Annotated in this window: 18 protein-coding genes and 6 pseudogenes; 15 read left to right on the top strand and 9 right to left on the bottom strand. The window is 64.0% G+C overall.

Features of this window, described 5'->3' with window-relative positions; all coding sequences use genetic code 11:
• Entirely contained in the window at window positions 1–1254 is a 1254-nt protein-coding gene (locus ABIF91_RS42850) for an ATP-grasp domain-containing protein (RefSeq protein ID WP_028177400.1), read from the top strand.
• Window positions 1251–2750, top strand: a pseudogene (locus ABIF91_RS42845) (pyridoxal phosphate-dependent decarboxylase family protein). Before ABIF91_RS42850 ends, ABIF91_RS42845 begins: the two are co-directional and overlap by 4 nt.
• 87 nt (window positions 2751–2837) lie before the next feature.
• Here the strand turns inward: ABIF91_RS42845 and flbT are convergent.
• Window positions 2838–3269, bottom strand: a complete 432-nt coding sequence (gene flbT, locus ABIF91_RS42840; protein ID WP_028177398.1) for a flagellar biosynthesis repressor FlbT — start codon at window positions 3267–3269, stop codon at window positions 2838–2840.
• Between the two features lie 404 nt (window positions 3270–3673).
• On the opposite strand from flbT, the gene ABIF91_RS42835 reads away from it, so the two are divergent.
• Window positions 3674–3856, top strand: a complete 183-nt coding sequence (locus tag ABIF91_RS42835) for a hypothetical protein (RefSeq protein WP_028177397.1) — start codon at window positions 3674–3676, stop codon at window positions 3854–3856.
• Window positions 3857–3959: 103 nt separating this feature from the next.
• Here the strand turns inward: ABIF91_RS42835 and ABIF91_RS42830 are convergent.
• Window positions 3960–5090 (bottom strand): annotated as a pseudogene (locus ABIF91_RS42830) (IS3-like element ISRj2 family transposase).
• On the opposite strand from ABIF91_RS42830, the gene ABIF91_RS42825 reads away from it, so the two are divergent.
• Window positions 5054–6268, top strand: a complete 1215-nt coding sequence (locus ABIF91_RS42825; RefSeq protein WP_424579795.1) for an IS256 family transposase — start codon at window positions 5054–5056, stop codon at window positions 6266–6268. The pseudogene ABIF91_RS42830 and the gene ABIF91_RS42825 overlap by 37 nt on opposite strands.
• 70 nt (window positions 6269–6338) lie before the next feature.
• Window positions 6339–7196: pseudogene (locus ABIF91_RS42820) on the top strand (DUF1522 domain-containing protein); the annotation flags it as partial.
• Here ABIF91_RS42820 and ABIF91_RS42815 read toward each other — a convergent pair.
• Window positions 7183–8199: pseudogene (locus tag ABIF91_RS42815) on the bottom strand (IS256 family transposase); the annotation flags it as partial. The pseudogenes ABIF91_RS42820 and ABIF91_RS42815 sit on opposite strands and share 14 nt — an antisense overlap.
• A 306-nt stretch (window positions 8200–8505) precedes the next feature.
• Between ABIF91_RS42815 and ABIF91_RS42810 the strand changes: the two are divergent.
• The 4 genes from ABIF91_RS42810 (at window position 8506) to flaF (ending at window position 16543) form a co-directional block, all read left to right on the top strand.
• Window positions 8506–10776 carry a DUF1522 domain-containing protein gene (locus ABIF91_RS42810; protein ID WP_424579794.1) on the top strand — a complete coding sequence of 757 codons (2271 nt, stop codon included), beginning with the start codon at window positions 8506–8508 and terminating at the stop codon, window positions 10774–10776.
• 325 nt (window positions 10777–11101) lie between these two features.
• On the top strand, window positions 11102–13372 hold the full coding sequence (locus ABIF91_RS42805) for a DUF1522 domain-containing protein (RefSeq protein ID WP_424579793.1): 2271 nt from the start codon (window positions 11102–11104) through the stop codon (window positions 13370–13372).
• Between the two features lie 219 nt (window positions 13373–13591).
• Window positions 13592–15880 (top strand): DUF1522 domain-containing protein, encoded by a 2289-nt coding sequence (locus tag ABIF91_RS42800; protein WP_028181464.1) that lies wholly within the window; start codon window positions 13592–13594, stop codon window positions 15878–15880.
• 294 nt (window positions 15881–16174) lie between these two features.
• Entirely contained in the window at window positions 16175–16543 is a 369-nt protein-coding gene (gene flaF / locus ABIF91_RS42795; protein WP_028181463.1) for a flagellar biosynthesis regulator FlaF, read from the top strand.
• Between the two features lie 151 nt (window positions 16544–16694).
• Here the strand turns inward: flaF and ABIF91_RS42790 are convergent, their stop codons facing one another.
• The 4 genes from ABIF91_RS42790 to ABIF91_RS42775 all read right to left on the bottom strand — a co-directional run bounded on the left by ABIF91_RS42790 (window position 16695) and on the right by ABIF91_RS42775 (window position 19213).
• Entirely contained in the window at window positions 16695–17054 is a 360-nt protein-coding gene (locus ABIF91_RS42790; protein WP_424579792.1) for a hypothetical protein, read from the bottom strand.
• A gap of 157 nt (window positions 17055–17211) precedes the next feature.
• Window positions 17212–17709 (bottom strand): hypothetical protein, encoded by a 498-nt coding sequence (locus tag ABIF91_RS42785; protein ID WP_028181461.1) that lies wholly within the window; start codon window positions 17707–17709, stop codon window positions 17212–17214.
• A gap of 11 nt (window positions 17710–17720) precedes the next feature.
• On the bottom strand, window positions 17721–18089 hold the full coding sequence (gene flgJ / locus ABIF91_RS42780; protein WP_424579791.1) for a flagellar assembly peptidoglycan hydrolase FlgJ: 369 nt from the start codon (window positions 18087–18089) through the stop codon (window positions 17721–17723).
• Window positions 18089–19213 (bottom strand): flagellar basal body P-ring protein FlgI, encoded by a 1125-nt coding sequence (locus tag ABIF91_RS42775; RefSeq protein ID WP_424579790.1) that lies wholly within the window; start codon window positions 19211–19213, stop codon window positions 18089–18091. The genes flgJ and ABIF91_RS42775 overlap by 1 nt, the downstream gene beginning before the upstream one ends.
• A gap of 183 nt (window positions 19214–19396) precedes the next feature.
• Here ABIF91_RS42775 and istA point away from each other — a divergent pair, with 183 nt between their 5' ends.
• The 3 genes from istA to ABIF91_RS42760 all read left to right on the top strand — a co-directional run bounded on the left by istA (window position 19397) and on the right by ABIF91_RS42760 (window position 22625).
• Window positions 19397–21154 (top strand): IS21-like element IS1631 family transposase, encoded by a 1758-nt coding sequence (istA, locus tag ABIF91_RS42770; RefSeq protein WP_100214066.1) that lies wholly within the window; start codon window positions 19397–19399, stop codon window positions 21152–21154.
• A gap of 4 nt (window positions 21155–21158) precedes the next feature.
• Entirely contained in the window at window positions 21159–21926 is a 768-nt protein-coding gene (istB, locus tag ABIF91_RS42765) for an IS21-like element IS1631 family helper ATPase IstB (RefSeq protein ID WP_038952109.1), read from the top strand.
• A 285-nt stretch (window positions 21927–22211) separates the two neighbouring features.
• Window positions 22212–22625, top strand: coding sequence for a flagellar assembly protein FliX (locus ABIF91_RS42760; RefSeq protein ID WP_424579789.1), 414 nt, complete (start codon window positions 22212–22214; stop codon window positions 22623–22625).
• A 145-nt stretch (window positions 22626–22770) separates the two neighbouring features.
• Here ABIF91_RS42760 and ABIF91_RS42755 read toward each other — a convergent pair.
• Window positions 22771–23142: pseudogene (locus ABIF91_RS42755) on the bottom strand (winged helix-turn-helix transcriptional regulator).
• A gap of 168 nt (window positions 23143–23310) precedes the next feature.
• On the opposite strand from ABIF91_RS42755, the gene ABIF91_RS42750 reads away from it, so the two are divergent.
• Window positions 23311–23922, top strand: coding sequence for an NAD(P)-dependent oxidoreductase (locus ABIF91_RS42750; RefSeq protein WP_028182048.1), 612 nt, complete (start codon window positions 23311–23313; stop codon window positions 23920–23922).
• A gap of 217 nt (window positions 23923–24139) precedes the next feature.
• Window positions 24140–24505 carry an RNA polymerase-binding protein DksA gene (gene dksA, locus ABIF91_RS42745; RefSeq protein WP_085966600.1) on the top strand — a complete coding sequence of 122 codons (366 nt, stop codon included), beginning with the start codon at window positions 24140–24142 and terminating at the stop codon, window positions 24503–24505.
• A 283-nt stretch (window positions 24506–24788) separates the two neighbouring features.
• On the opposite strand, the gene ABIF91_RS42740 is transcribed toward dksA, so the two are convergent.
• The gene (locus ABIF91_RS42740; protein WP_196233561.1) at window positions 24789–25187 is read right to left on the bottom strand and encodes a winged helix-turn-helix transcriptional regulator; all 399 of its coding nucleotides are present in this window, start codon (window positions 25185–25187) and stop codon (window positions 24789–24791) included.
• 95 nt (window positions 25188–25282) lie between these two features.
• Between ABIF91_RS42740 and ABIF91_RS42735 the strand changes: the two are divergent.
• Window positions 25283–26310 (top strand): annotated as a pseudogene (locus ABIF91_RS42735) (SDR family oxidoreductase).
• Window positions 26311–26341: the final 31 nt, after the last annotated feature.

Raw genomic sequence — 26341 nt, 5'->3', positions numbered from 1 at the left:
ATGCAGCATCCAGTTTCTGCGCCAATTGGCTTGACCGCGGCGAACTATGCCGACCGCGTCGGCTTTGCGCAGCTGACGCGCCAGGCCTTCGAAGGCGTCGATCTGCATCCGTTGCGCGACCGGCTCGTGGCGCGGATCGCGGCGGGGACCGCGCTGGCGGGCGAAGGGCTGGATCTGTCCTTGATCACCCAGCTTCTGGGCGACAAGGATCAGGGGCTCGCGATCCAGTCCGAAGTGCTGACCTTCCATCAACTCTTCCGTACGCCCAGTGCGGCTCCGCAGCCCGGCTTGCGCGTGCTCGCGCTTGCGGCCGACATCGACATGGGCGGCAACACGCCGATCGATTTCCTGCTCGAAGGCTCCGACATCGAGCTGCTGACACTCTATGTGGTCAAGGGCGTCGGTCTGCCGGAAACCTTGCCCGAGCACGACGTCGCCATCGTGGTCGCGTCCGATTCCGAGGAATGCCGCGAGGCGCTCGCGCTGATCGAAAAGGCCGCGCCGCACTGGCCGCGGCCGCTGCTCAATCCGCCCGATCGCATCGGCAATCTCGATCGCGACAAGCTGTATCGGCTGCTGGCTGGTGTGCCAGGTCTGGACATTCCCGCGACCATCCACGCGACGCGCGCGCAATTGTCCGATCTCGCCCAGGACCGGATCGCCTGTGAGGACATCGCGGGCGAACTGCACTTTCCGATCATCGCGCGGCCGCGCGGCTCGCATGCCGGCGTCGGGCTCGCGAAGCTCGACGATGCGGCGGCGCTCGCGGCCTATCTCGCCGAACGCAAAGAGCAGGACTTCTTCGTCGCACGCTTCGTCGACTATGTGAGCCCCGACGGGCTCTACCGCAAATATCGCCTCGCCATGATCGACGGCAAACCCTACGCCTGCCACATGGCGATCGCCGACCGCTGGGACATCTGGTATCTCAACGCCTACATGGCGTTCAGCGAGGAGAAGCGGGCCGAGGAAGCCGTCTTCATGCGCGACTTCGACAGCGACTTTGCCGAGCGCCACAGGAGTGCGCTCGACGAGATGAGCCGCCGCGTCGGCCTCGATTATTTCATCGTCGATTGCGCAGAGAACGAGAGGCGCGAGCTTCTGGTGTTCGAGGCCGATAACACCGCCGTCGTTCATAACATGGATTCGCCAGCCGTGTTTCCTTACAAGCCGCCGCAGATGCGCAAGATCTTTGCCGCGTTCACGGCGATGCTGTCGCGGCATGCAAGGACGGGCAAGGGGAGCGCAGCATGAACGAGATCATCCGCAACACGCAAAGCGCCGTCACGAGCACCTCGCTCGATCCGCAGGACTGGAGCGAGTTTCGCGCGCTCGCCCATCGCATGCTGGACGAGACGATCGACGGCATCGCCAACGTTCGGGCGCGGCCCGTCTGGCAGCCGATCCCCGAAGAGGTCCGTGCGGCATTCAGGGCCGACCTGCCGCGCGAGGCGAGCGATCTCGCCGAGGTCTATCGCGAATTCGCCGAGCATGTCGCCCCCTATGCGACCGGCAACGTCCATCCCGGCTTCATGGGCTGGGTGCATGGCGGCGGCACCGCGGTCGGCATGCTCGCGGAAATGCTTGCGGCAGGCCTCAACGCCAATCTCGGCGGGCGCGACCACATGCCGATCGAGGTCGAGCGCCAGATCGTCGACTGAATGCGCCGCCTGTTCGCCTTCCCCGACAGCGCGAGCGGCATCTTCGTCACGGGCACGTCGATGGCCAATCTGATGGCGGTGCTGGTGGCGCGCACGAGTGCGCTCGGCACGCTGGCGCGGCAGCACGGCATCGGCAATGACGGTGCGCTGCTCACGGCCTACACCTCGCGGGCGGCGCATGGCTGCGTCTCCAGGGCGATGGATATTGCCGGGCTCGGCACCGATGCGCTGCGCAAGATCGATGTCGATGCCGATCATCGCATCGACGTCGCCGCGCTGCGCGCGCAGATTGCCGTTGATCGCGAGGTCGGCTTCAAGCCTTTCCTGGTGGTCGCGTCCGCCGGCACCGTCGATATCGGCGCGATCGACGACCTCAGGGCGATCGCGGAGCTGTGCCGCGAGGAAGGAATCTGGTTTCACGTCGACGGCGCTTTCGGTGCGCTCGCGATCCTGTCGCCCGAGCTGGCGCCGCTGCTCGGCGGCATCGAGCTCGCGGATTCGATTGCGCTCGACTTCCACAAATGGGGACAGGTACCCTACGACGCAGGCTTCCTGCTGGTGCGCGACGGCGAGCGGCATCGGCAGGCCTTTGCGCAGCCGGCGGCCTATCTGCGCCGCGAGGCGAGGGGGCTTGCGGCGGGCGCGGTCTGGCCCTGCGATCTCGGCCCCGATCTGTCGCGTGGCTTCCGTGCGCTGAAGACGTGGTTCACACTGAAGACGTTCGGCGCCGATCGGCTTGGTGCGGTGATCGCGCGAAGCTGTGCGCTGGCGAAATATCTGGAGGCGCGCGTGTTGGCCGAACCTCGGCTGGAATTGCTGGCGCCGGTCAATCTCAACATCGTCTGCTTCCGCTACCGTGCCGATGATGCGGTCAATCGCGAGATCGTCGCCGACGTCCAGGAGTCCGGCGTCGCAGCGCCGTCGAGCACGACGCTGGACGGCAGGCTCGCGATCCGCGCCGCGATCGTCAATCACCGCACCGAGGAAGCGGACGTCGATGCGCTGGTCGCGGCCGTGCTGGAGTTCGGCGAACGGCGGAGCCGTGGCGGACTGATCGAGGTCGAGGCGCCGCCGCTCGCGGCGCAGTAGCATCGATGTGTGCCTGAAACGACGACGGCCCCGGAGATGATCCGGGGCCGTTGTCGTTCGCAGCTTGGGCGAAGCGAAAGCGTGTGGTCAGGCGGCGGAGGCCTTGTCCGCTTCGACCTTGGGATGCGCGGCCGCGTACTGATCCCGCAGCTTCTCTTCATAGGCAATCAGCTTGCGGGCGTCCTTCAGCGCCCGGTAGAGGTCGCCGTTCAGGATGTTGTTGTTGATGCCTTCGATGATCGGCCAGGAGCTCGGCACCGCAGTGACGATGTCGCGCACCAGGTTGAAATAGGTGCCGTGCTGGGTCTGCGGATCCGGTGAGATGTACATCAGCTGGACCGCAAGATAGACGAGCTTGGCGGGTGTATTGGCGGTCTCCGGCGTGAGGATGTCGCGCTCGCGCAGGATCGGCACGTTGTCGCCGTCGATCAGGAGGCGGGCGCGCTGGTCCGTGTTGGTAATCACGCAGTTACCGACGATGATGCGTTCGTGCGGTCTGAGCTCGACCTTGAGGGCCATGCCTGTTCTCCATCAACGCTTTCGTAACCGAGCGTTCGTTGCGGCTCACCAAGGCCTGATTCTCGCCCGGAATTAGTTAACGAGCTGTAAATCTCCGACATTCGCGAGAAAAAATTCAATCTTTCCAACGTCATGTCTGTGCGGCGGTGTGGCGATGTGCGCGGCTTCGGCGCCCCGAATCACGCGTGACCCGGCAAAAGCGCGGGTTTCATTTCATGCTTCGTTAGAAGTCTCGGCGCCACGGTCCGCCGGTCGCTGGGTCAATCTCGATCCAAGCAGACGCGTAACAGTAGCGTCGTTTACCAGAAAGGTAACAGAGTCATGTCCGGTATCGTTCTCTCCGAGGGTGTCAGTAACTCGGTGTAAGATGGTTTCTGTGAGTTTACCTTTGACAGGAGACTCACATGGCTACGGATTTTTCACCTGAGATTTTGGACCAGCTTCTTGCCGGGGGCAGCCTCAAGCCAGAAGACTTAGCCGGCGAAGACGGGCTTTTCAGACGACTGAAGAAGGCGCTTCTGGAGCGCGCACTGGGTGCGGAGCTAGAGCTGGCCCCGGTTGTTTGGACAGCGCCCCGCTGGATTTAAGTGGATTCCTGCCGGGTTATGCTGAACGCGGGGCTTTACGGTTTTGTCGTTGCGTCGGGAGGGCGTAGCCCGACCAGAGCGACGACAAAACCGTCGGCGACGGTCATGCGGCCATCACCATAGCTTGCGTGCCGAAGTAAGCCTCGTCGGGCGTGCGCCCGTCAAGGCTCGAGTGAGGGCGTCCCTGATTGTAGAAGGCCAGATACTTGGCAATTGGACGCTCGCGCCTCGGACACGCTGTCGTAGGCGCGGAGATATACTTCTTCGTATTTGACCGTGCGCCAGAGCCGCTCGACAAACACGTTGTCGCGCCAGGCGCCCTTGCCGTCCATGCTGATGGCGATCTTCGCGTCCAGCAGCACATCGGTGAACTCGAGGCTGGTGAACTGGCTGCCCTGATCCGTGTTGAAAATCTCGGGCCTGCCGTGCTTCGCCAACGCCTCCTGGACCGCTTCGACGCAGAAGGCCGCCTCCATTGTGATCGAGACGCGATGGGCCAGGACCCGTCGGCTGAACACATCGACGACCGCCGCGAGATAGACGAAGCCACGCCGCATCGGAATGTAGGTGATGTCCATTGCCCACGCATGGTCGGGCCGCTCGATCTTCAATCCGCGCAACAGGTACGGGTAGATCTTGTGACCCGGAGCCGGCTTGCTCGTGTTCGGGCGACGATAGACCGCCTCGATCCCCATGCGCTTCATCAGCGTCGCGATGTGGCGGCGACCGGCGTATACGCCCTCCCGCCGCAGCAACGATCGCAGCATACGCGCTCCCGCGAAGGGATAATCGAGATGCAGCTCATCGAGCCGACGCATCAAGGCAAGGTCCTCGGCCGAAACTGGCCGAGGTTCATAGTAGACCGTGCTGCGAGCCAGCTTCAGGACCTTCGCCTGGCGCACGATAGAAAGATCATGATCGCGGTCGATCATCGCTTTGCGCTCAGCAGGCCCGCCTTGGTGAGCGCGCCGGACAAAAAATCGTTTTCCAACGCCAGCTCGCCGATCTTGGCATGTAACGCCTTCAAATCGACCGGCGTCTCGGCCGATGTCTTGTCATGCCCAAACACGCCGGCGGCGCCTTCCAGGAGCTGGTTTTTCCAGATCGTGATCTGGTTCGGATGAACATCAAACAGTTGCGCCAGCTCCGCCAGTGTCTTGTCGCCTTTGACCGCAGCCAAAGCAACCTTCGCCTTGAATGCCGGAGAATGCGTCCGGCGGCTCTTCTTCGTCATCTTCGCTCCTGATTCGCAGCAAGAATCCTCGCCGCTGTCAGGCAGAAAATCCACTCAAGCTACTGTCCGAATTTGCGGGGCCAGCTCTGCTGACCCACCACCTTGGCTATGAGAAGGGCGACCCGGCGGGCCGCGGGTCGGGCAACAGCCGCAACGGCACAAGCAGCAAAGCGCTGTTGACGGACGACGGCGAGATCGAGATCGAGGTGCCGCGCGACCGCGCCGGCACGTTCGAACCGGTGATCGTCGCGAAGGGCCAGACCCGCTTCGACGGCTTCGACGAGAAGATCATCAGTCTCTACGGGCGGGGCATGACGGTACGGGAGATCCAGGGCCATCTGGCCGAGCTCTACGGCACCGAGGTGTCCCCCGATCTGATCAGCAAGGTCACCGACGCGATTCTCGACGAGGTCCGCGAATGGCAGAGCCGGCCGCTGGAAGCGATCTATCCGGTGGTCTTCTTCGACGCGCTCAGGGTCAAGATTCGCGATGAGGGGATGGTCAAGAACAAGGCAGTCTACGTCGTGCTGGGCATCACTGCATCGGGCGAGAAAGACGTGCTCGGGCTTTGGATCGAGCAAACCGAAGGCGCCAAATTCTGGCTCAAGGTCATGAACGATCTGAGGAACCGCGGCGTCGCCGACATCCTGATCGCCGTCGTCGACGGTCTGAAGGGCTTTCCCGAGGCGATCAACAGCGTCTTTCCCAAGGCGATGGTCCAGACCTGCATCGTGCATTTGATCCGCAACAGCCTATCCTTCGTGTCCGGGAAGGATCGCAAGGCGATCCTTCCCTCGATCAAGGCGATCTATCATGCCGAGAATGCCGACGCCGCTCTGCTCAGGCTCGAGGACTTCGAAGCCGAGTGGGGCAAGCGCTATCCCGCGATCGGGGCGGCCTGGCGCCGGGCGTGGGAGCACGTCATTCCGTTCTTCGCCTTCGCGCCGGAGATACGCAAAATGATCTATACCACCAACGCGGTCGAGGCGCTGAACCGTTCGCTGCGCAAGATCATCAAAACACGCGGCAGCTTCCCCAACGACGAGGCGGCGATGAAGCTGCTTTACCTCGCCATCAGAAATGCCGGCATCCATTGGCGACGACCGGTTGCATGGACGGCCGCAATGGGCCAGTTTGCCATCCAGTTCGGCGAGCGCTTTGCAGGCTCAGCGGACTGACCCCATGGGGTCAGTCCGCTGACCCCGCAAACCCCTCACAGAGACGCTCTTACACAAAACTTCTGACACTCCCCTGGACAATCCCACCAACTTCTTCACCGCCCAGTCGCTCGACAACCGCGCCAGCGACATCAACAACCTGCTCGACGGCATCGCCAACGGCGTGCAGGTGCTGCAGGCTGCCAACACCGGCATCACCTCGCTGCAGAAGCTGATCGACAGCGCCAAGTCGATCGCCAACCAGGCGCTGCAGACCACGGTCGGCTACTCCACCAAGTCCAACGTCTCGACCACGATCGCGGGTGCGACTGCGGCCGACCTGCGCGGCACGACGTCGTATGCCAGCAACACGGCGCTCAGCAGCGTGCTGTACAGCGGCGCTGCCGGCGGCACGACGGCTGCGACAGGCACGACGACTCTCGGTGCGACCCAGGGCACGTTCTCGAACGCGGTTGCCGTGAACGCCGCCGACGGCACCACCGCCGTGACCGGCACGATGACCCTGATCGGCACCACCGCCGCCACCAAGATCGGCACGGCTCCCGCCGACGGCGACACGCTGACCGTCAACGGCAAGACCATCACCTTCCGTTCCGGCTCGGCTCCGGCCGCGGTCCCGACCGGCTCGGGCGTCAGCGGCAATCTCGTGACCGACGGCAGCGGCAACACCACCGTCTATCTCGGCACCGCCGCTACTCCGGCCGCGACCGTCAACGACGTGCTGACGGCGATCGACCTCGCCAGCGGCGTGCAGACCTCGACGATCACCAACGGTGCTGCGACCATCGGCGCTGCCTCCGCTGCGACGCCGTCGTCGATTGCCGCAGGCATCGTGACGCTGAAGAGTTCGGCGGGTGCGGACGTGTCCGTGACCGGCAAGGCCGACCTGCTCAAGGCGTTTGGCCTGACCACCGCGACGGGTGGCGGCAGAACGCAAGCATTGCGTCGCGATCTTTCGTCAGGCACTCGACCGCCTTGTCGTACTTCGCTCCGTATTTCTCGGCAAAGACATCGATCGCCACTTCGGCCGAAGCTCGGTTGGACGCCAAATAGACCTCGCGCAGATCCTTCTTCATGCTGGCCTGTACCGACACTGCGACTTTGTTCAAGATATTCGCGGTTTTGTGCACCCAGCACCGCTGATGTCGCGTGGCGGGAAAGACCTCGTCGAGCGCCTTCCAGAAGCCGAGCGCGCCGTCACCGACGGCGATTTCCGGGGCGATCTTCAGCCCTCGGGTTTTCGCCTCGACGAGCAGTTCGTGCCAGCTCTGCGTGCTCTCGCGCACGCCGACCTGGAAGCCGATGAGTTCCTTCTTGCCTTCCGGCGTCGCGCCGATCAGCACCAGCATGCATTCGCTGTGGTCTTCCATGCGAGCCTGCAGGAAGACGCCGTCCGCCCACACGTATACGTACCGGCGCGCCGACAGATCGCGCTTCTGCCAACGCTCGTACTCGAGCTGCCACTCCGTCGTCAGTCTGGAAACCACCGCCGGAGAAAGATTCGGCGCATCCTTGCCCAAGAGCGCCGCCAGCGCCTCCTGGAAGTCGCCCGTCGAGATGCCTCGCAGGTACAGAACCGGCAAAAGTGCATCCAAGCTCTTCGTGCGCCGTGCCCACAACGGCAGGATCGCCGAGGTGAAGCGGATCCGCTCGCCATCGCTGGTCACCGCGCGATCGCGAATCTTTACCCGGGCGACTTCGACGGCGCCGATCCCCGTCTGGATCGTCCGCACTGGACCATGGCCGTGTCGCACGAGGCGGTCGCGGCCATCGGGAAGCTTCAAGCCCTTCATCGCGGCGAGAAACGCCTCGGCTTCCATCTCGACAGCCTGCGCAAGCAGCTGCCGAGCTCCAGATCGCAAAATATTCGTCAGTGGATCGTCGATCTCATCGGGCTGACGCAGTGGGACAATGTTGCTATGCTCGTTCATGGCGTATCGCTCTCCTTGAGGTTCTGGCAGGCTCGACACCCGCCTCGATACGCCGCCTATCTCATTCCGTCATCACCCAGTTTCCCGCATAGCTCGGCAAATGCCTTCCCATTGGGCAAGAAAGCGCCGTCTTATCAGAGCGATATGTGCGAACTCGACCGGGCGTCGCGCTGCCATATGGTGAACCCGCGCGAGGTTTGGCGCGACACGCTTTATGCTTTGTTAGCCGTCTGCGTTCACCGTCCCGGGCATCGATTAATCCTAATCGAAGTTTTGTTGCGTTGCGTACCAGAAGGGTAACACTCAATGTCCGGTATCGTTCTCTCCGCGTCGGTTCGTCAGAACCTGCTCTCCCTCCAGTCCACCGCTGACCTTCTCGCCACCACGCAAAGCCGTCTGTCGACCGGCAAGAGCGTCAACTCGGCGCTGGACAATCCCACCAACTTCTTCACCGCCCAGTCGCTCGACAACCGCGCCAGCGACATCAACAACCTGCTCGACGGCATCGCCAACGGCGTGCAGGTGCTGCAGGCCGCCAACACCGGCATCACCTCGCTGCAGAAGCTGATCGACAGCGCCAAGTCGATCGCCAACCAGGCGCTGCAGACCACGGTCGGCTACTCCACCAAGTCCAACGTCTCGACCACGATCTCGGGCGCGACTGCGGCCGACCTGCGCGGCACGACGTCGTATGCCAGCAACACGGCGCTCAGCAGCGTGCTGTACAGCGGCGCTGCCGGCGGCACGACGGCTGCGACGGGCACGACGACTCTCGGTGCGACCCAGGGCACGTTCTCGAACGCGGTTGCCGTGAACGCCGCCGACGGCACCACCGCCGTGACCGGCACGATGACCCTGATCGGCACCACCGCCGCCACCAAGATCGGCACGGCTCCCGCCGACGGCGACACGCTGACGGTGAACGGCAAGACCATCACCTTCCGCGCCGGCTCGGCCCCCGCGGCGGCCGCGGTCCCGAGCGGCTCGGGCGTCAGCGGCAACCTCGTGACCGACGGCAGCGGCAACACCACCGTCTATCTCGGCACCGCCGCGGCGCCGACTGCGACCGTCAACGACGTGCTGACCGCGATCGACCTCGCCAGCGGCGTGCAGACCTCGACGATCACCAACGGTGCTGCGACGATCGGTGCCGCCTCTGGTGCAACGCCTTCGTCGATGGCCGCAGGCATCGTGACGCTGAAGAGCTCGGCGGGTGCGGACGTGTCCGTGACCGGCAAGGCCGACCTGCTCAAGGCGTTTGGCCTGACCACCGCGACGGGTGGCGGCAACGCCACGGCGACGGCGACCCGCACGACCAGCTCGACCTCGCTGGGCGCTCTGATCACGGACGGTTCGACGCTGAACGTCGACGGTAAGGTCATCACCTTCAAGAACGCGCCGGTCCCGGGCTCGGCCAACGCCCCGGCGATCCCGACCGGCTTCGGCGTCAGCGGTAACGTCCTCACCGACGGCAACGGCAATTCGACGGTCTATCTCCAGACCGGCAATGTCTCCGACGTGCTCAACGCGATCGACCTTGCCACCGGCGTGCAGACCGCCACCATTGCCGCCAACGGTGCCGCGACGCTTGCGGCCGCCTCGGGCCAGATCGCCTCGTCGATCAACGCCTCCGGCCAGCTCAAGCTCTCGACCGGCATCAATGCCGACCTGTCGATCACCGGCACCGGCAACGCGCTGAATGCGCTTGGCCTCGCCGGCAACACCGGCACCGCCAGTGCATTCTCGGCGGCGCGCACCTCCGGCATCGGCGGCATCAGCGGCAAGACCCTGACCTTCACCTCCTTCAACGGCGGCACCGCGGTTGACGTCACCTTCGGCGACGGCACCAACGGCACGGTCAAGACGCTGGACCAGCTCAACTCGAAGCTTCAGGCCAACAACCTGTCCGCGACGATCGACGCCAACGGCCTGCTGACGATCTCGACCACCAACGACTACGCGTCCTCGACCATCGGTTCGAGCGCCGCGGGTGGTGCGATCGGCGGCACGCTGACCTCGTCGCTCACCTTCTCGACGGCTTCCACCCCCGTCCAGGACGTCGTCGCGCAGACCTCGCGTGCCAATCTGGTCAACCAGTACAACAACATCCTCCAGCAGATCGACTCGACCGCGCAGGACTCCTCGTTCAACGGCGTCAACCTCTTGAACGGCGACCAGCTCAAGCTGGTGTTCGACGAGACCGCCAAGTCGAGCCTGAGCATCACCGGCGTGACCTACAACTCCAAGGGTCTGGGCCTTGCTGCGCTGACCAGCGGTGTCGATTTCATCGACAACGCTGCCACCAACAAGGTGCTGACCAACCTGAACGCTGCGTCGAGCACGCTGCGCTCGGAAGCCTCTGCTCTGGGTTCGAACCTGACCATCGTGCAGGTGCGTCAGGACTTCAACAAGAACCTGATCAACGTGCTGCAGACCGGTTCGTCCAACCTGACCCTGGCCGACACCAATGTCGAAGCGGCCAACAGCCAGGCGCTGTCGACCCGTCAGTCGATCGCGGTCTCCGCGCTGTCGCTGGCCAACCAGTCGCAGCAGAGCGTGCTCCAGCTGCTCCGCTAAGTCGCGGACGACATCGCAAGCAGGATCCGGCGGCGGGGCTTCGGCCCCGCCGCTTTTTCGTATGTCATTCGGCCTTTCGAGAAAACCAGGAGACGCTCTGAAAAGTAACCAGCGGTTATGGTTAATGGAGCGTAAGCGCAGAGAAACGCCAATTATTTCAGACGGATTGTCGATGCCATCCGCGCCTTCCGGCAGCTTATGGTGAACCGCCGCTTATGCCGGCGCGACGCGTTTCACCCTTTGTTAGCCATGTCCGCGCAGGCTGTGCCCGTCACTCGATCCGAAGCGATCGAACGAAGACGCGTAAGCCAGAAGGGTAAGAGTCATGTCCGGTATTGTTCTCTCTGCGTCGGTTCGTCAGAACCTGCTCTCTCTCCAGTCCACCGCCGACCTCCTCGCCACCACACAGAACCGTCTGTCGACCGGCAAGAGCGTCAACTCGGCTCTGGACAATCCCACCAACTTCTTCACCGCCCAGTCGCTCGACAACCGCGCCAGCGACATCAACAATCTGCTCGACGGCATCGCCAACGGCGTGCAGGTGCTGCAGGCCGCCAACACCGGCCTGACCTCGCTGCAGAAGCTGATCGACAGCGCCAAGTCGATCGCCAACCAGGCGCTGCAGACCACGGTCGGCTACTCCACCAAGTCCAACGTCTCCACCACGATCGCGGGCGCAACCGCCGCCGACCTGCGCGGCACGACCTCCTATGCCAGCGCGACCGCCTACAGCAACGTGCTGTATAACGGCACGGCGGGCGGCGTTACCGCGGCCGTCGCAACCACCACTCTCGGCGCGGCGCAAGGTACGTTCTCGAACACGGTTGCCGTGAACGCTGCCGACGGCACCACTGCCGTGACAGGCACGATGACCCTGATCGGCACCACCGCGGCCACGAAGATCAGTTCGGCTCCCGCCGACGGCGACACGCTGACGGTGAACGGCAAGACCATCACCTTCCGCTCCGGCTCGGCTCCCTTGGCGGCCGCCGTCCCGGCGGGCTCGGGCCTCAGCGGCAACCTCGTGACCGACGGCAACGGCAACACCACCGTCTATCTCGGCACCGCCGCCACCCCGGCCGCGACCGTCAACGACCTCCTGACCGCGATCGACCTCGCCAGCGGCGTGAACACCTCGGTCATCGCAAGCGGGTTGGCGACGATCGCGAACAGCGCGGGCCAGACGCCCTCATCGATCGCCGCAGGTATCGTGGCGCTGAAGAGTTCGACGGGTGCGGATCTGTCGTTGACCGGCAAGGCCGACCTGCTCAAGGCGCTGGGCCTCTCCGGCGCAACGGGCGGCGGCAATGCGTCGCTGAGCGTCAACCGGACCACGACCGCGGGCTCGCTGGGATCGCTGATTTCCGATGGCGCGTCCCTGAATGTCGACGGCCACGTCATTACCTTCAAGAACGCGCCGGTTCCGGGCTCAGCAGGTGCGCCGGCCATTCCAGCCGGGTTCGGCAAGAGCGGCAACGTGATCACTGACGGCAACGGCAACTCGACCGTCTACCTCCAGGCCGGCACTGTCGCCGACGTGCTCAACGCGATCGACCTCGCCACCGGCGTGCAGACCGCGTCGATTGCGGCCAACGGCGCGGCGACACTGAATACCGCAACCGGCCAGAGCAAGTCGTCGATCAACACCAGCGGCCAGCTCCAGCTCTCGACCGGCATCAACGCCGACCTGTCGATCACCGGCACCGGCAACGCGCTGGCGGTGTTTGGTCTTTCGGGCAACACCGGCAATGCGACGGCGTTCTCGGCGGCGCGCACCTCCGGCATCGGCGGCATCAGCGGCAAGAGCCTGACCTTCACCTCCTTCAACGGCGGCACTGCGGTCGATGTCACCTTCGGCGACGGCACCAACGGCACGGTCAAGACGCTCGACCAGCTCAACTCGAAGCTTCAGGCCAACAACCTGTCAGCGACGATCGACGCCAATGGCCTGCTGACGATCACGGCGTCCAATGACTATGCCTCCTCGACGCTCGGCTCGACTGTCGCGGGCGGTGCGATCGGCGGCACGCTGACCTCGGCGCTGACGTTCTCGACGGCTTCCACGCCCGTCCAGGATGTGGTCGCACAGACGGCCCGTGCGAACCTGGTATCTCAGTACAACAACATCCTGAACCAGATCGACACAACCGCGCAGGACTCCTCGTTCAACGGGGTCAACCTGCTCAACGGCGACCAGCTCAAGCTGGTGTTCGACGAGACCGGCAAGTCGAGCCTGAACATCACCGGGGTGACCTACAACTCGAAGGGCCTCGGCCTCGCCGCGCTGACCGTCGGCGTCGATTTCATCGACAACGCCGCCGCCAACAGGGTGCTGACCAATTTGAACGCCGCATCGAGCACGTTGCGCTCGGAAGCCTCGAGCCTCGGTTCGAACCTCTCGGTGGTGCAGATCCGTCAGGACTTCAACAAGAACCTGATCAACGTGCTGCAGACCGGCTCGTCCAACCTGACCCTGGCCGACACCAATGTCGAAGCTGCCAACAGCCAGGCGCTGTCGACCCGTCAGTCGATCGCGGTCTCCGCGCTGTCGCTGGCCAACCAGTCGCAGCAGAGCGTGCTCCAGCTGCTCCGCTAATAAGCCACTGAAATTACAAATCAAAATCGAGCGGCGGGGCCATTTGCTCCGCCGCTCTTTTTGCATTTGGAGGCGGGCAGGAGCCTTCACCCGCCATTAACCCTATCCCTTAAACCGGCGTTAACCATACTTTAAAGGACACCTTCTAAAACTGGACCAAAGCCCCGCTTTGCAGACGGCGCGGCCGATTCGTATCCGGTTCAAGAGGAAGACTCGCCAATGTCCAACATCGTTCTCTCGGCGTCCGTTCGCCAGAACCTGTTGTCGCTGCAGTCGACGGCCGACTTGCTGGCCACGACGCAGGAGCGGTTGTCGACCGGCAAAAAGGTCAATACGGCGCTCGACAATCCCACCAACTTCTTTACGGCGCAGGGGTTGGACAACCGGGCGAGCGACATCAGCAACCTGCTCGACGGCATCAACAACGGTGTGCAGGTGCTCCAGGCCGCCAACACCGGCATCTCCTCGCTGCAAAAGCTGATCGACAGCGCGAAATCGATCGCCAACCAGGCGCTGCAGACCACCGTCGGCTATTCCACCAAGTCGAACGTCTCGACCACGATTCCCGGTGCGACGCCGGCCGATCTGCGCGGCACGACGTCGTATGCAAGCGCAACCGCCAACAGCAACGTGCTCTACACCGGCGCTCCCGGTGGCGTGACACCGGTGACGGCCGCCGCCGCACTCGGTGCATCATTGGGCTCGACCGCGGGCACGTTGACCGGCGCCGCCACCAACGCGGCCGACGGCACCACTGCACTGACCGGCACCGCGACGCTGATCGGCACAACGGCAGCCAGCACCCTCGGCTCGTCGCCTGCCGACGGGGACTCGATCACGGTCAACGGCAAGACCATCACCTTCCGGACCGGCGCAGCGCCCGCGACGCAGCCGACCGGCTGGGGCCTCGATGCCAGCGGCCACATCGCCACCGACGGCAACGGCAACTCGATCGTCTACATGGGAACGGCCGCCGCGCCCACCGGCACCGTCAACGACCTGTTGAGCGCGATCGATCTGGCCAGCGGCGTCAAGAGCGCGACGATCAGCGCCGGCGCCGCGACCATCTCGGTCAGCGGCTCGGCCGGTCCCGTCGGCACGCTTCAGGTGGCATCGTCCATCACGGGCGGCCAGGTTACGCTGAAGAGCTCGACCGGCGCCGATCTGAGCGTGACCGGAAAGGCCGACTTCCTCAAGGCGCTCGGCCTGACGTCCGCAACCGGCGCTGGCAATGCCAACGTCACTGCGGCCCGGTCGACCACCGCGGGTTCGCTCGGCACCCTGGTGAAGGACGGTTCGACGCTGAACATCGACGGCCACACCATCACCTTCAAGAACGCGCAGACGCCGCAATCGGCGGCGAGCGTCACGTCCGGTGGGGTCAGCGGCAACATCGTCACGGACGGCAACGGCAACTCGACCGTCTATATCCAGAGCGCGACGCTGACCGACCTGCTCAACTCGATCGACCTTGCGACCGGCGTCAAGACGGCCAGCATTTTCAACGGCGCGGCGACGCTGTCGACCACTGCGGGCCAGATCCCGTCGTCGGTCAACAGCAGCGGTCAGCTTGCGCTTTCCACCGGCATCAACGCCGATCTCTCGATCACCGGGACCGGCAATGCCCTCAGCGCATTCGGTCTCAGCGGCAATACGGGAACGGCGACCGCCTTCACTGCGGCCCGCACGTCCGGCGTCGGCGGTATCAGCGGCAAGACGCTGACCTTCACCTCGTTCAACGGCGGCACGCCGGTGAACGTCACCTTCGGCGACGGCACCAACGGCACCGTCAAGACGCTGGACCAGCTCAACGCGCAGCTGCAGGCCAACCACCTGACGGCGACGATCGATGCCAACGGCCTGCTCACGGTGACCACCGTCAACGAATACGCCTCCTCGACGCTCGGTTCGACTCTCGCGGGCGGCGCAGTCGGCGGCACGATCACGGGTGTTCTGGCCTTCACCACCGCGCAGCCGCCGGTCCAGGATCCCGTGGCGCAGACCGCGCGCTCCAACCTAGTCAACCAGTTCAACAACATCCTGGCCCAGATCGACACGACGTCGCAGGACTCCTCCTTCAACGGCGTCAACCTGCTCAACGGCGACACGCTGAAGCTCGTCTTCAACGAGACCGGCAGCTCCACGCTGAGCATCAACGGCGTGGTGTTCAATGCGGCGGGCCTCGGTCTCAGCAATCTCGTCAACGGCGTCGACTTCATCGACAACGGCGCCACCAACAAGGTGCTGGCCAGCCTGAATGCAGCCTCGAGCACGCTGCGTTCGGAAGGCTCCACCCTCGGTTCGAACCTGTCGATCGTGCAGGTGCGTCAGGACTTCTCCAAGAACCTGATCAACGTGCTGCAGACCGGCTCGTCCAACCTGACGCTCGCCGATACCAATGAGGAAGCGGCGAACAGTCAGGCGCTTTCGACACGCCAGTCGATCGCGGTCTCCGCGCTGTCGCTGGCCAACCAGTCGCAACAGAGCGTGTTGCAGCTGCTCCGCTAAGTTCGCGGCGCAAGTTCGCCACTCGAGATTTCGCGGCGGAGCTAACGCTCCGCCGTTCTTTTAAGGGAGATCGCTAAGACAAGATTAGCTGAGATCGATGCGCATCACGCCGAGCGAGTTTACATCGTGCGTGTGTGCATCTAGCGTTGCGCCGACGAAGAGCTCCGTGCCCCGTAATTGTCCGGAGTGCTTCCAAGCACAACACGTAAGCAAATCTTAAGCGGTGCTGCCTAGGGTTGGGAAAGAAATCCTTAAGCGCGTCTAACGCGCTAGGTAACGTCCAGGGTGTGATTGATGTCGAATTCCGCTGCCTCGGCTTATGCGCGTGTTGCAACGACCACCGCATCTCCTCGGGACATCGAGGCGCAGACCCTGCTCAAGGCCGCCAACAAGCTCCAGGACGCGGTGAACAACGCCGATCCGCTCAGCGAGCAGACCATGCAGGCCCTGATGTTCAACCGCAAGCTCTGGACCATCTTCCTGAGCGAGGCGATGCGTGACACCAATCCGCAACCGATCGACGTCCGGCAGAAGATCGCCAACATCAGCGTGTTCGTGCTGAGCCAGACGGCCGCGCTGCAGATGAGCCCGCAGTTCGATCATTTCCGCCCGCTGATCGAGATCAATCGCAACATCGCTGCAGGCCTGTCCGGACGACCGTGACGGAGAGCGGTCGTGGTCGAGCATTTGCCGACCGCGGACCAAGTCGATGCTGACGGAAGCCGGCGCTGGGGCGGATCAATGACATCGCCACCGAACGTGCGGCGGACTCGACTGGTGTCGATCCGCCGTCGTGACGGTCGACACCTGGTCGTCAGGCGCTGACGTCCGTGCTGAGCGGACGCGAGGGCTCGGACTGCATATCCAGCGCATGGAAATAGGCGCGCCGGCGCAGCATCGCCTCGTCGGGGAATTGGGTCACCACCGTGTCGGTCTTGGCGTTGACTACCTGGAAGACGAAGGACGCGGCCGCCTGGTCGAACACGACCTGGCGCGAGACGTTCTCGTGGTTCGGCAGATCATTGCGTACAGGCGCGCCCGTATCGCTCGCGGCGACCGTCTGGCTCACCGGAAGATCCGTTTGCACGGCCTCGTTCGCCGCCACGTTGGACGTCGGTACGATCTGCGCGGGTGCCGGGATCCCCACCGGCCTGATGCTGAAATCTGTACTCATGGCAGCCTCCTGGTTGCCTTACTTGAGTCAAATCCCAACCCCTCTAATAGCGCAACCATGGAACACCAGGTTTGAAGACCTGGTAAGGAAACGTGACTAACCGCGCGACGCTATCGCCACGCAATATTTCGTAAAAGTGTCGCTTGTTCCTGCGCGCTCAGAGCGAGCGGCTGACCGCGAGCGGGGTGATGTGGCGCGGGCCCGGCGCGGCGCGGCGCCCCGCGGCCGTATAGGTGTTCGGCACGTTGCGCTTCTGGATCTCGGCGTTGACGCCGCGCACGACGCTCTCGGAGACAGCGTGCGCGGTCGCGAGCACGGTGAGATTGACCTGGAGCATCGCGCGAAACGCATCGTGGTGGCGATGCAGCGTCGAGAGCAGCTCCGGCGCGGATTTCGCGAGCTGGGCCTGGTTCGCCTTCAGCTGGCTGACGGCGCCGACGTAATTGCGCGACAGCTCCTGCTTCTTGCTCTCGAGCGTCATCGCCTCGCGGACCTTGCCGGCGCGAACGAGTTCGGTCTCGCGCTCGATCAGTCCGAGCAGCGCGCTCATTGCGTCCATCAGGCCTTCGGCGAGCTTGCGCGCCTCGGTGCTGCCGGGCGCGGTGTTCGGACTCTGGGCTTGCATCGGCTGACGTGAGGCGTGGAAATGGTTCATTTCGTTTGACCTTATGCCGTGCGGATCGTTTTCGCCTGCTGCATGATCAGGGTGCGGTAGACTTCGGTGGCGACGCCGACGCCGCCGGCCTGGGCGAAGCTCTTGGAATATTGCTCGGTCAGCATCGAGCGCCACACGCCGGTGCCGGTCGTATCGCCGAACGGACCTTCGCCCTTCAGGCCCGAGGTCATCTGCGAGAACATGCTGTTGAGGAACATCGCCTCGAAATCGGTGGCGGTCTTCTGCGCCTTGGCCTGCTGCTGCGGTGAGACTTTCTGCAGCGCGGCGGCGAGCTCGAAGTCCGGCCGGCCGTTGCGGCTCTCCACCAAGAACGCCGAAGCGGTGGCGAGGCGCGGGGTGTTGATCGAGCCCGCCTGCATCACATCACCTCGATGTCGGCTTCGATCGCGCCGGCGGCCTTGATCGCCTGGAGGATGCTGATCATGTCGCGGGGACCGATGCCGAGGCCGTTGAGGCCGTCGACGAGCTGCTGGAGCGAGACGCCGTCCTTGACGACGGCCAGCTTCTTGCCGTCCTCGGTGACGGTGACACTGCTGCGCGGCGCGACCACGGTGCGGCCGCGCGACAGCGGGTTGGGCTGGCTGACCTGCGGGCTCTCGGAGATGGTGACGGTGAGGTTGCCCTGCGCCACGGCGACGGTGGCGACGCGGACGTCGCGGCCCATCACGATGATGCCGCTCCGTTCGTCGATGATGATCTTGGCGGCGAGATCGGGATCGACCTGGAGCTGCTCGATCTCGGTGAGGAATGCGACGACGTTGCCCTTGAACTCGGGCGGGACCGACAGCTGCACCGTCGATGGGTCGATCGGCTCGGCGGTCTTGACGCCGAGATAGTCGTTGACCGCAGCCGCAATGCGCTTGGCGGTGGTGAAGTCGGCGTTGCGCAGCGCCAGGCGCACGTTCGGCAGCCGATTGAGCGCGAACTCGATCTCGCGCTCGATGATGGCGCCGTTGGCGATGCGTCCGACGGTCGGAACGCCGCGTACGATCTTGGCCGCCTCGCCCTCGGCCTGGAAGCCGGAGATCGCGAGCGAACCCTGCGCCACCGCATAGACGTTGCCGTCGGCGCCGAGCAGGGGGGGCACCAGCAGGGTGCCGCCCTGGAGGTTCTTGGCGTCGCCGAGCGCGGAGACGGTGACATCCATGCGCGTGCCCTGGGTGGCGAAGGCCGGCAGGTTGCCTGTCACCATCACGGCCGCGACGTTGCCGGTGCGGATGGTGGCGCCGCGGATGTTGACGCCCATGCGCTCGAGCATCGCTTGCAGCGATTGCTTGGTGAAGGGGATGTTGTTGAGCGTGTCGCCGGTGCCGTTGAGGCCGACGACGAGGCCGTAGCCGATGAGCTGGTTCTGCCGCACGCCCTCGATGTTGGCGAGGTCCTTGATGCGCGATGTCGCGCTTGCAGGCGTGACCGAGAGCGCCAGCGCTGACAGCGCGGCGCAGGCCACCCCAACAATCCTCACCCAACGAACGCCTGGCATCCTCTGCTCCCCAAGGCTCCTAGAAAGGCTCCTCAAATCGGAAGGACCTGCACGACACTCCCATGACGAGCTGGTCCCCCGTGGGTCGGTCAAAATCCCCCGGGTATGGTCACTTGAAACTCCCCCACCTGATGATCGCCGTCAGCGCCGCTGAACAGCAGTAGCCGGTCAGGCAGGACGTTTATGTTCGACCCCTTTAGCCAGCAAGGGGCCGGGGAGTTGAACGTCTTGAAGCGACATCTGCAAAGCACCGTACTTACATTACTTGATCGCAACACCAGCCAGCGCGAGATTCACCGGCTGACGGGTGTCGATCGCAAGACGATCCGGCGTTATCAGGCGCTGCGGGCCGGTGCGGAGGCAAATTCCCCCGGGGAAGTGACCACCGGCTCGGTGAGCGCGGACGGCCAAATTCCTCCACCCCGACCACCGGCTTTTGGGACATCGGAAGCGACGGTCACCAGCAGCCTGGCCCGTTCGGCTTGCGAAGCGCATCGGACGTGGATCGAAGAACAGGTCCGGCTGAAGCGGAACGCGCAGGCGATTTACCAGGACCTGGTTGATCAATTTGGCTTTCCGTCCAGCTACCAGAGTGTCAAGCGGTTTGTGCGCCGGTTGCGGCACGCTGATCCTGAGCAGTTTGATCGTCTTGAGTTCCTCCCCGGCGAGGAAGCTCAGGTCGACTATGGCGAGGGCGCGCCGACGGTTGATCCGAAGAGCGGGCGGTACCGTCGTCCCCGCCTGTTCGTGATGACGCTACGCTACTCGCGGCGCAGCTTCCGGCGGGTAGTCTGGAAGTCCAGCCAACAAGTCTGGGCGCAGCTCCACGAAGAGGCGTTCCGGTATTTTGGCGGGGTCCCCAGCTATGTCGTGCTCGACAACCTGAAGGAAGGCGTCCTCAAGCCGGATTTGTACGAGCCCCAGCTCAACCCGATTTACAGCGCGATGCTGGCTCATTACGCCGTGGTCGCCGATCCCGCGCGCGTGGCCGATCCAAATCGGAAAGGATGCGTCGAGAATGCGATTCAACATACCCAGGGCACTGCGCTGGCCGGACGGCGCTTCGAGACGCTGGAGGCGCAAAACGAGTTCTTGAGGCACTGGGAGGAGAACTGGGCTTCCAAACGCATCCACGGCAGCACGCGCCGTCAGGTCGAGGCGATGTTCCAGGAAGAGAAGCCGCACCTGCGGCCGCTGCCTGTCGCTCCCTTCCGCATCTTCACCGAAGTCGTCCGGACTGTCTGCGACGACACCACCGTACGCGTCGACAACAGCTATTACGCCGCGCGGCCCGCGCCGATCGGCAGCCAGGTCGTCGTGCGCATCTACACCACCACGATCGAGATCCGTGATCGCCACACCCGTGCGCTGCTGCGTGTTCATTCCCGGATGGCGCACCCCGGTTCTGTCGTCCTGCCGACCAGCGAACGGCCGTTCAACCCGTCGCGGCAAACCGCCGTGCTGCTGGCGAGCGCCGAGCGCATCGGACCGCAGACCAGGGCCTTGTGCCAGCAGGTGTTCGACACCGAAGGGCGCCCCGGACAGCGCGCGATGTGGGGCATTGTCGGGCTGGGCCGGAAGTATCCGGCGCGGCTGGTCGAGCAGGCCTGCGCGCACGCCATCGACAACCGCATCTACCGCTACAAGCACGTGCGTGCGACCGTCGAGCGGTTGTTCGAACAGGCGATCGAGCAGGTTGGAGTGACGCCACAGCCGGCATCGCCGCTCACCCAGGATCATCCGCTGATCCGTACCCCCGCGGAATACGGCGACCTCTTCAGCCGCGCTGTGCGGCGCGACGCCGACGACAATGGTCGGCAGGCCGAGGCTCACGACGATCACGCCACGGCAATCCGCGCTCGTGTCGCCTGCGCAACCCCGGCCAACTCCGGCGCCACGAGCGCTCCCGCTGCACCTTCTCACCTTAAACTGGAGACCTAGCCACATGATGACCATGCCGGAAATTGAGCGTTGCCTACGACAGCTGCGCCTGTCGGGTGTCCGCGACACGCTGCAGACGCGCGTGCTCCAGGCGCAGGGCGCCAACCAGCCCTTCCTCGAGACCTTCTCCCTTATCCTGCAGGATGAACTGGACCGTCGTCAGTCCCGTCTTATCGAGCGGCGATACCAGCAATCCGGGCTCGACGAAAAGCTGACGCTCGCCGAGTTCGACTGGTCCTTCAATCCCAAACTGCCACGTCAGACCTGCTTCCAGCTCCACACCCTGGCGTTCATTGCCGCTGGCGAGAACGCTCTGCTTGTTGGCAAACCTGGCACCGGGAAGTCGCACATCGCCAAGGCGATTGCCTATCAGGCGATCCTGCAAAGCCACAAGGTCCAGTATCTTGAGACCGACGACTTCTTCCACCGCTACGCCCTGAACTCTCCGGCACAACGCGAGGTCCGGCTGCGAACCATCATCGACTGCGATCTCCTCGTGCTGGACGATCTATTCCTCGCACGCGCCATCCCCGACGACGCCGGCACTTTGCTGCAGACCCTGATCCATCAGCGTTACAAACTGCGCCGCAGCGTCATCGTCACCTCCAATCGCGTCGTGCAGGATTGGGGGGCATACCTTGGGGACAACACTATGAGCACGACGATCCTCGATCGCCTTATGCATCATTGCCATCTGCTTGAGTTCGACGGACGCAGCTATCGGCTCAAAGAAGCCGCTGAAGCTCTTGCCCGGGAAACAAACTCAAACTAACAGTCCCTTGTCCTGCCTCGCGGGTGGAGGAATTTGACTGACCTCACCCGGAGGAATTTGAAGTGACCCGCGGGGGGTCCGGCGCTTTCCTTGCGAGCGCTGTGCCAACCCGGGGCTTCGGGATAGATCGCTGAATAGGTTGAATAAATCTGTTTCGATCGATGTCAGCCGGTGTTGTGCCTGAGGAGCGAAACTGCCGCCTGTCGGCAGATTTTGCCGGGCTGTTTACGGGCCGTTAACCATAAAACGGCGAAGCTCCGGCATCGATCACCCGGATTCCTTCCGATGCGCATCTACGGACCGAACGGAACCACGCTAGGAACGCCGGCCAGCCAGGCCAGGCGGACCGGCTCCGGCACCTTCGTGCTGCCCGACACCTCGTCGGCACAGGAGACGCGGAGCGCTGCCGCACCGAAGGCCACCGCCAACATCGACGCGCTGCTGGCATTGCAGGGCGTCGAAGAGGATCCGGTCGAGTGCCGCAAGCGCTCGGTCGCCCGCGGCAGGACCGCGCTCGACGTGCTCGATGATCTGAAGATGGGACTGCTGTCCGGAAACCTCGACGCCTCGACCGTGATGCGTCTGCGTGATGCTGCGGCGAACCTCAAATCCTCGTCGGGCGATGCCGGCCTTGATGCGGTACTCTCCGAGATCGAACTGCGCGTCGAGGTGGAGTTGGCCAAGGCCGGACAGGCGTAGAGGGCAGGCTGTCGTCGCCCGGCTTGACCGGGCGACCCAGTATTCCAGAGAAAATTGTGATTGGCCCGATAAGCCGCGGCTTACTGGATGCCCCGGTCAAGCCGGGGCATGACAGCAAAGTTGGGGGCGAAACCGCGCTCCTACCCTACGCCGCTTCCTCCTTCTGCTGCGCATCGTAGCGGCGCTGCGCCGCGAGCACGTCCTTCAGATTCTGCTCGGCCCAATCGCGCAGGTGGTCGACCGCCGCGGCCAGCGTCAGCCCGAGTGGCGTGATCGAATATTCCACTGTGACAGGAACGGTCGCGATGGCATGGCGCCTGATCAGGCCGTCGCGTTCGAGCGACTTGAGAACCTGACTCAGCATCTACTGCGAGATGCCTTCAATCGTGCGCCGCAACTGATTGAAGCGCATCGGCTCCTCGCGCAGCAACAGGAGGATCAGCACCGCCCATTTGTCGCCGACGCGATCGAGGATCTGACGGGTGGGGCAGTTCGCCGCGTAAACGTCGGGTTTCATCGTCGGTCCTCATTCCGCCGCTGGCGGTGCGCGCATCAGCTGTACGTGATCGGTTACGTGTCCAGGTAACCCTTGCATAATCAGGTAAGCACAAAGTGCTCTCTTAACACCAGCATCCTTTACGATATCTAGTCACTGGTAGTTACTATAGAAGCAAAGGAGCCTTCCATGAAAATCGCAGTCGCCGGCGCCTCGGGCCGGGCCGGGTCGGAGATTACCAGGGAACTGTCCCGCCGCGGCCACGCCGTCACAGCCATCGCCCGGAACCCCGAGAAGATCGCAGCCCTGCCCAACGTCACGCCGACCAAGGGGGATGTGCTCGACCAGGCCGGCCTCGCCAAGCTGTGGGCCGGGCACGACGTCGCCGTGAGTTCCGTGCACTTCCTTGCCAGTGACCCGCTCAAGCTGATCGGTGCGGCGAAGGACTCCAAGATCGGCCGTTACCTCGTGGTCGGCGGCGCCGGCAGCCTTGAGGTCGCCCCAGGCGTGAAGCTGGTCACTACTCCCAATTTTCCTACCGAATACAAGGCTGAGGCGGAGGCGGGCTCGGCCTTCCTCGACCTGCTGCGGCAGGAAAAGGACCTGAATTGGACCTTCATCTCGCCGTCGGCCTTGTTCGTCGAGGGGGAACGCACGGGCAAGTTCCGGCTTGGGACCGACCAGCTTCTCGCAGATGCGAATGGAAAGAGCTGGATCACCTTCGCTGACTACGCCATCGCGCTCGCCGACGAGATCGAGCGGCCCGCCCATCTGCGGCAGCGCTTCACGGTCGGCTATTGAGCCGTCAGCCGTCCCCCGGTCCCTCCAGGATAAAGCTTCCTGTGCAAGGGCTTGGGGGCGGCACTCGGGCGATGAGGGGAAATATTGTCTGTCACAGGAGGCCGCTATATAACGCCCCGCTCGACGGACCTCGTTCCGTTTGCGAGTCGTTGCTTAGACAGATAGGCCTCCCTTGGAAAAGTTGAAAAACTACCGACCGACCGACAAAGAGCCTTTCATGAACGACCGGCAGAAGGAGTACTTCCGTTTGAAGCTCCTCGCCTGGAAGGATGAGATACTCAAAGAGTCCAAGCTCACCCTGCAGGCTTTGCAGGAGGAGAACGTGAACCACCCCGATCTCGCCGATCGGGCATCATCCGAAACCGACCGCGCCATCGAACTCCGCGCCCGCGACCGCCAGCGCAAGTTGATCGCCAAGATCGACGCCGCGCTCCAGCGCATCGAGGACAACACCTACGGCTATTGCGAGGAAACCGGCGAGCCGATCTCGTTGAAGCGGCTCGAAGCCCGGCCCATCGCGACGCTCTCGGTGGAAGCGCAGGAGCGCCACGAGAAACGCGAGAAGGTCTATCGCGACGAATAGAGCCCGGGCCGCCAAGTGCGGCTCTTTGTTTTTGGGACGCAAGGCGCCGCTTGGCGCCGTGATCCGCATTTTGCCTGCCGCTTGCAGCCGCGCGCGGCAACGCGCGAAGCGTGATCGCGAAAAGTGAATCACGATCAATGGGCTAGACTCGATTCCTCCGAGCTCACGTGAGTTCGGATGAGAAACAGCCTTCACTTCAGGTGGGGCGAGTTTTGCGAGTCGCATCAACGACATCGGCTCGAATGGTGAGACGCTGATCCAGCTGCATCAAGCATCGGTGCAATCAGGTCTGCCGCGCCGCCAGGAGGCGCGCGTCCCCATAAAGCCTGGACCAGCTCAATATTTCCTTAAATGCCGGCAGGAGGCCGTAAGCCGCATCCGTCAACTCGTACGCGACCCTCAAGGGTTTCTCCGCGAGGACGATACGCGATACGAGGCCATCCTCCTCGAGCTCGCGAAGCTGCGTGGTCAGCATGTGCTGGGTGATGCCGCCGATCGATCGTCGCAAGGCACCGAAGCGAACCGCACCGTTCATCAGCGTAAACAGGATCTCCAGTTTCCACTTGCCGCCGAGGGCGTCGATGGCCCGCTTGAAGTCACCGAGCAGGGCAGGATCTCGGCTGCAATCGCAGTCGTCGTCGCAGTTGGTGGTCAGGTTTTCCATACCGGTCTCGAAATCCATTCTACTTGTCCCCTTGGAGATAGTGACCAGATGCGGCCTTGAGCAGGGCCGCAGCGGGACCGATCCGCCGGCCTCGCATCGAGGGGAATTTGGCAATGAGCACTGTTCTGGTCACCGGCGGGTCGGGCTTCGTCGGCATTCACGTCGTCCTGCAACTTCTGGCCGCGGGCCATGCCGTGCGGACGACGGTACGCCGGCCTGATCGTCGGGACGACGTGCTGGCGATGCTGCGCGAGGGCGGGGTGGCTTCGCCGGAACCCGTGTCCTTCTTCACGGCGGACCTCACGGCAGATGCGGGCTGGCGCGAGGCGATCGACGGGTGCGACTACGTCCTGCACGTCGCCTCGCCGCTGTCGACCAGCGTGCCCAAGGACGAGAACGAGATGATCGTCCCGGCCCGCGACGGCACGCTGCGGGTGCTGCGTGCCGCACGCGAAGCCGGCGTCAGGCGCGTCGTCATCACCTCGTCGCTGGGCGCGATCGGCTACGGCCATCCGCCGCGTGAAAAGCCGTTCGACGAGACCGACTGGACCAATCTCGATGGTCCCGGCCTGCAGCCCTACATCAAATCCAAGACGCTGGCCGAGCGGGCGGCCTGGGATTTCATCGCGCGCGAGGGCGGCGGCCTCGAACTGTCGGTGGTCAATCCCGCCGGCATTTTCGGTCCCGTGCTGGGACCGGACTTCTCCGGCTCGATCGAGATCGTCAAATCGCTGCTCGACGGCATCATGCCGGCGGTGCCGCGGGTCTATTTCGGCGTGGTCGACGTGCGCGATGTCGCCGATCTGCACCTGCGGGCGATGACGGCGCCGGAGGCCAGGGGCGAACGCTTCATCGCGGTCTCCGGTGAAACGATGTCGATCCTCGATATCGCCAAGGTGCTGCGGCGGGAACTCGGGCCGTCCGCACGCCGGGTTCCGCGGTCGAGGCCCCCGACTGGCTGGTGCGGCTGGCCGCGACCCGGATTCCCCTGCTGCGTGCGGTCGTGCCGATGCTCGGCAGGGTGCGGCATTCCACCAGCGCCAAGGCGAGGTCGCTGCTCGGCTGGGAGCCCCGTTCCAACCACGAGGCGATCCTTGCGACCGCCGAGAGCCTGATCCGGCTCGGCCTGGTCAAGGCGTGAGGTTGCCCCTGGCTTGTCACGCCCGGGCGGG

The sequence above is a fragment of the Bradyrhizobium sp. USDA 241 genome (assembly GCF_049739505.1).
Taxonomy (GTDB): Bacteria; Pseudomonadota; Alphaproteobacteria; order Rhizobiales; family Xanthobacteraceae; genus Bradyrhizobium; species Bradyrhizobium liaoningense.
Note: the sequence above shows the minus strand (reverse complement) of the source record. Positions and strands in the feature narration are given on the sequence as shown.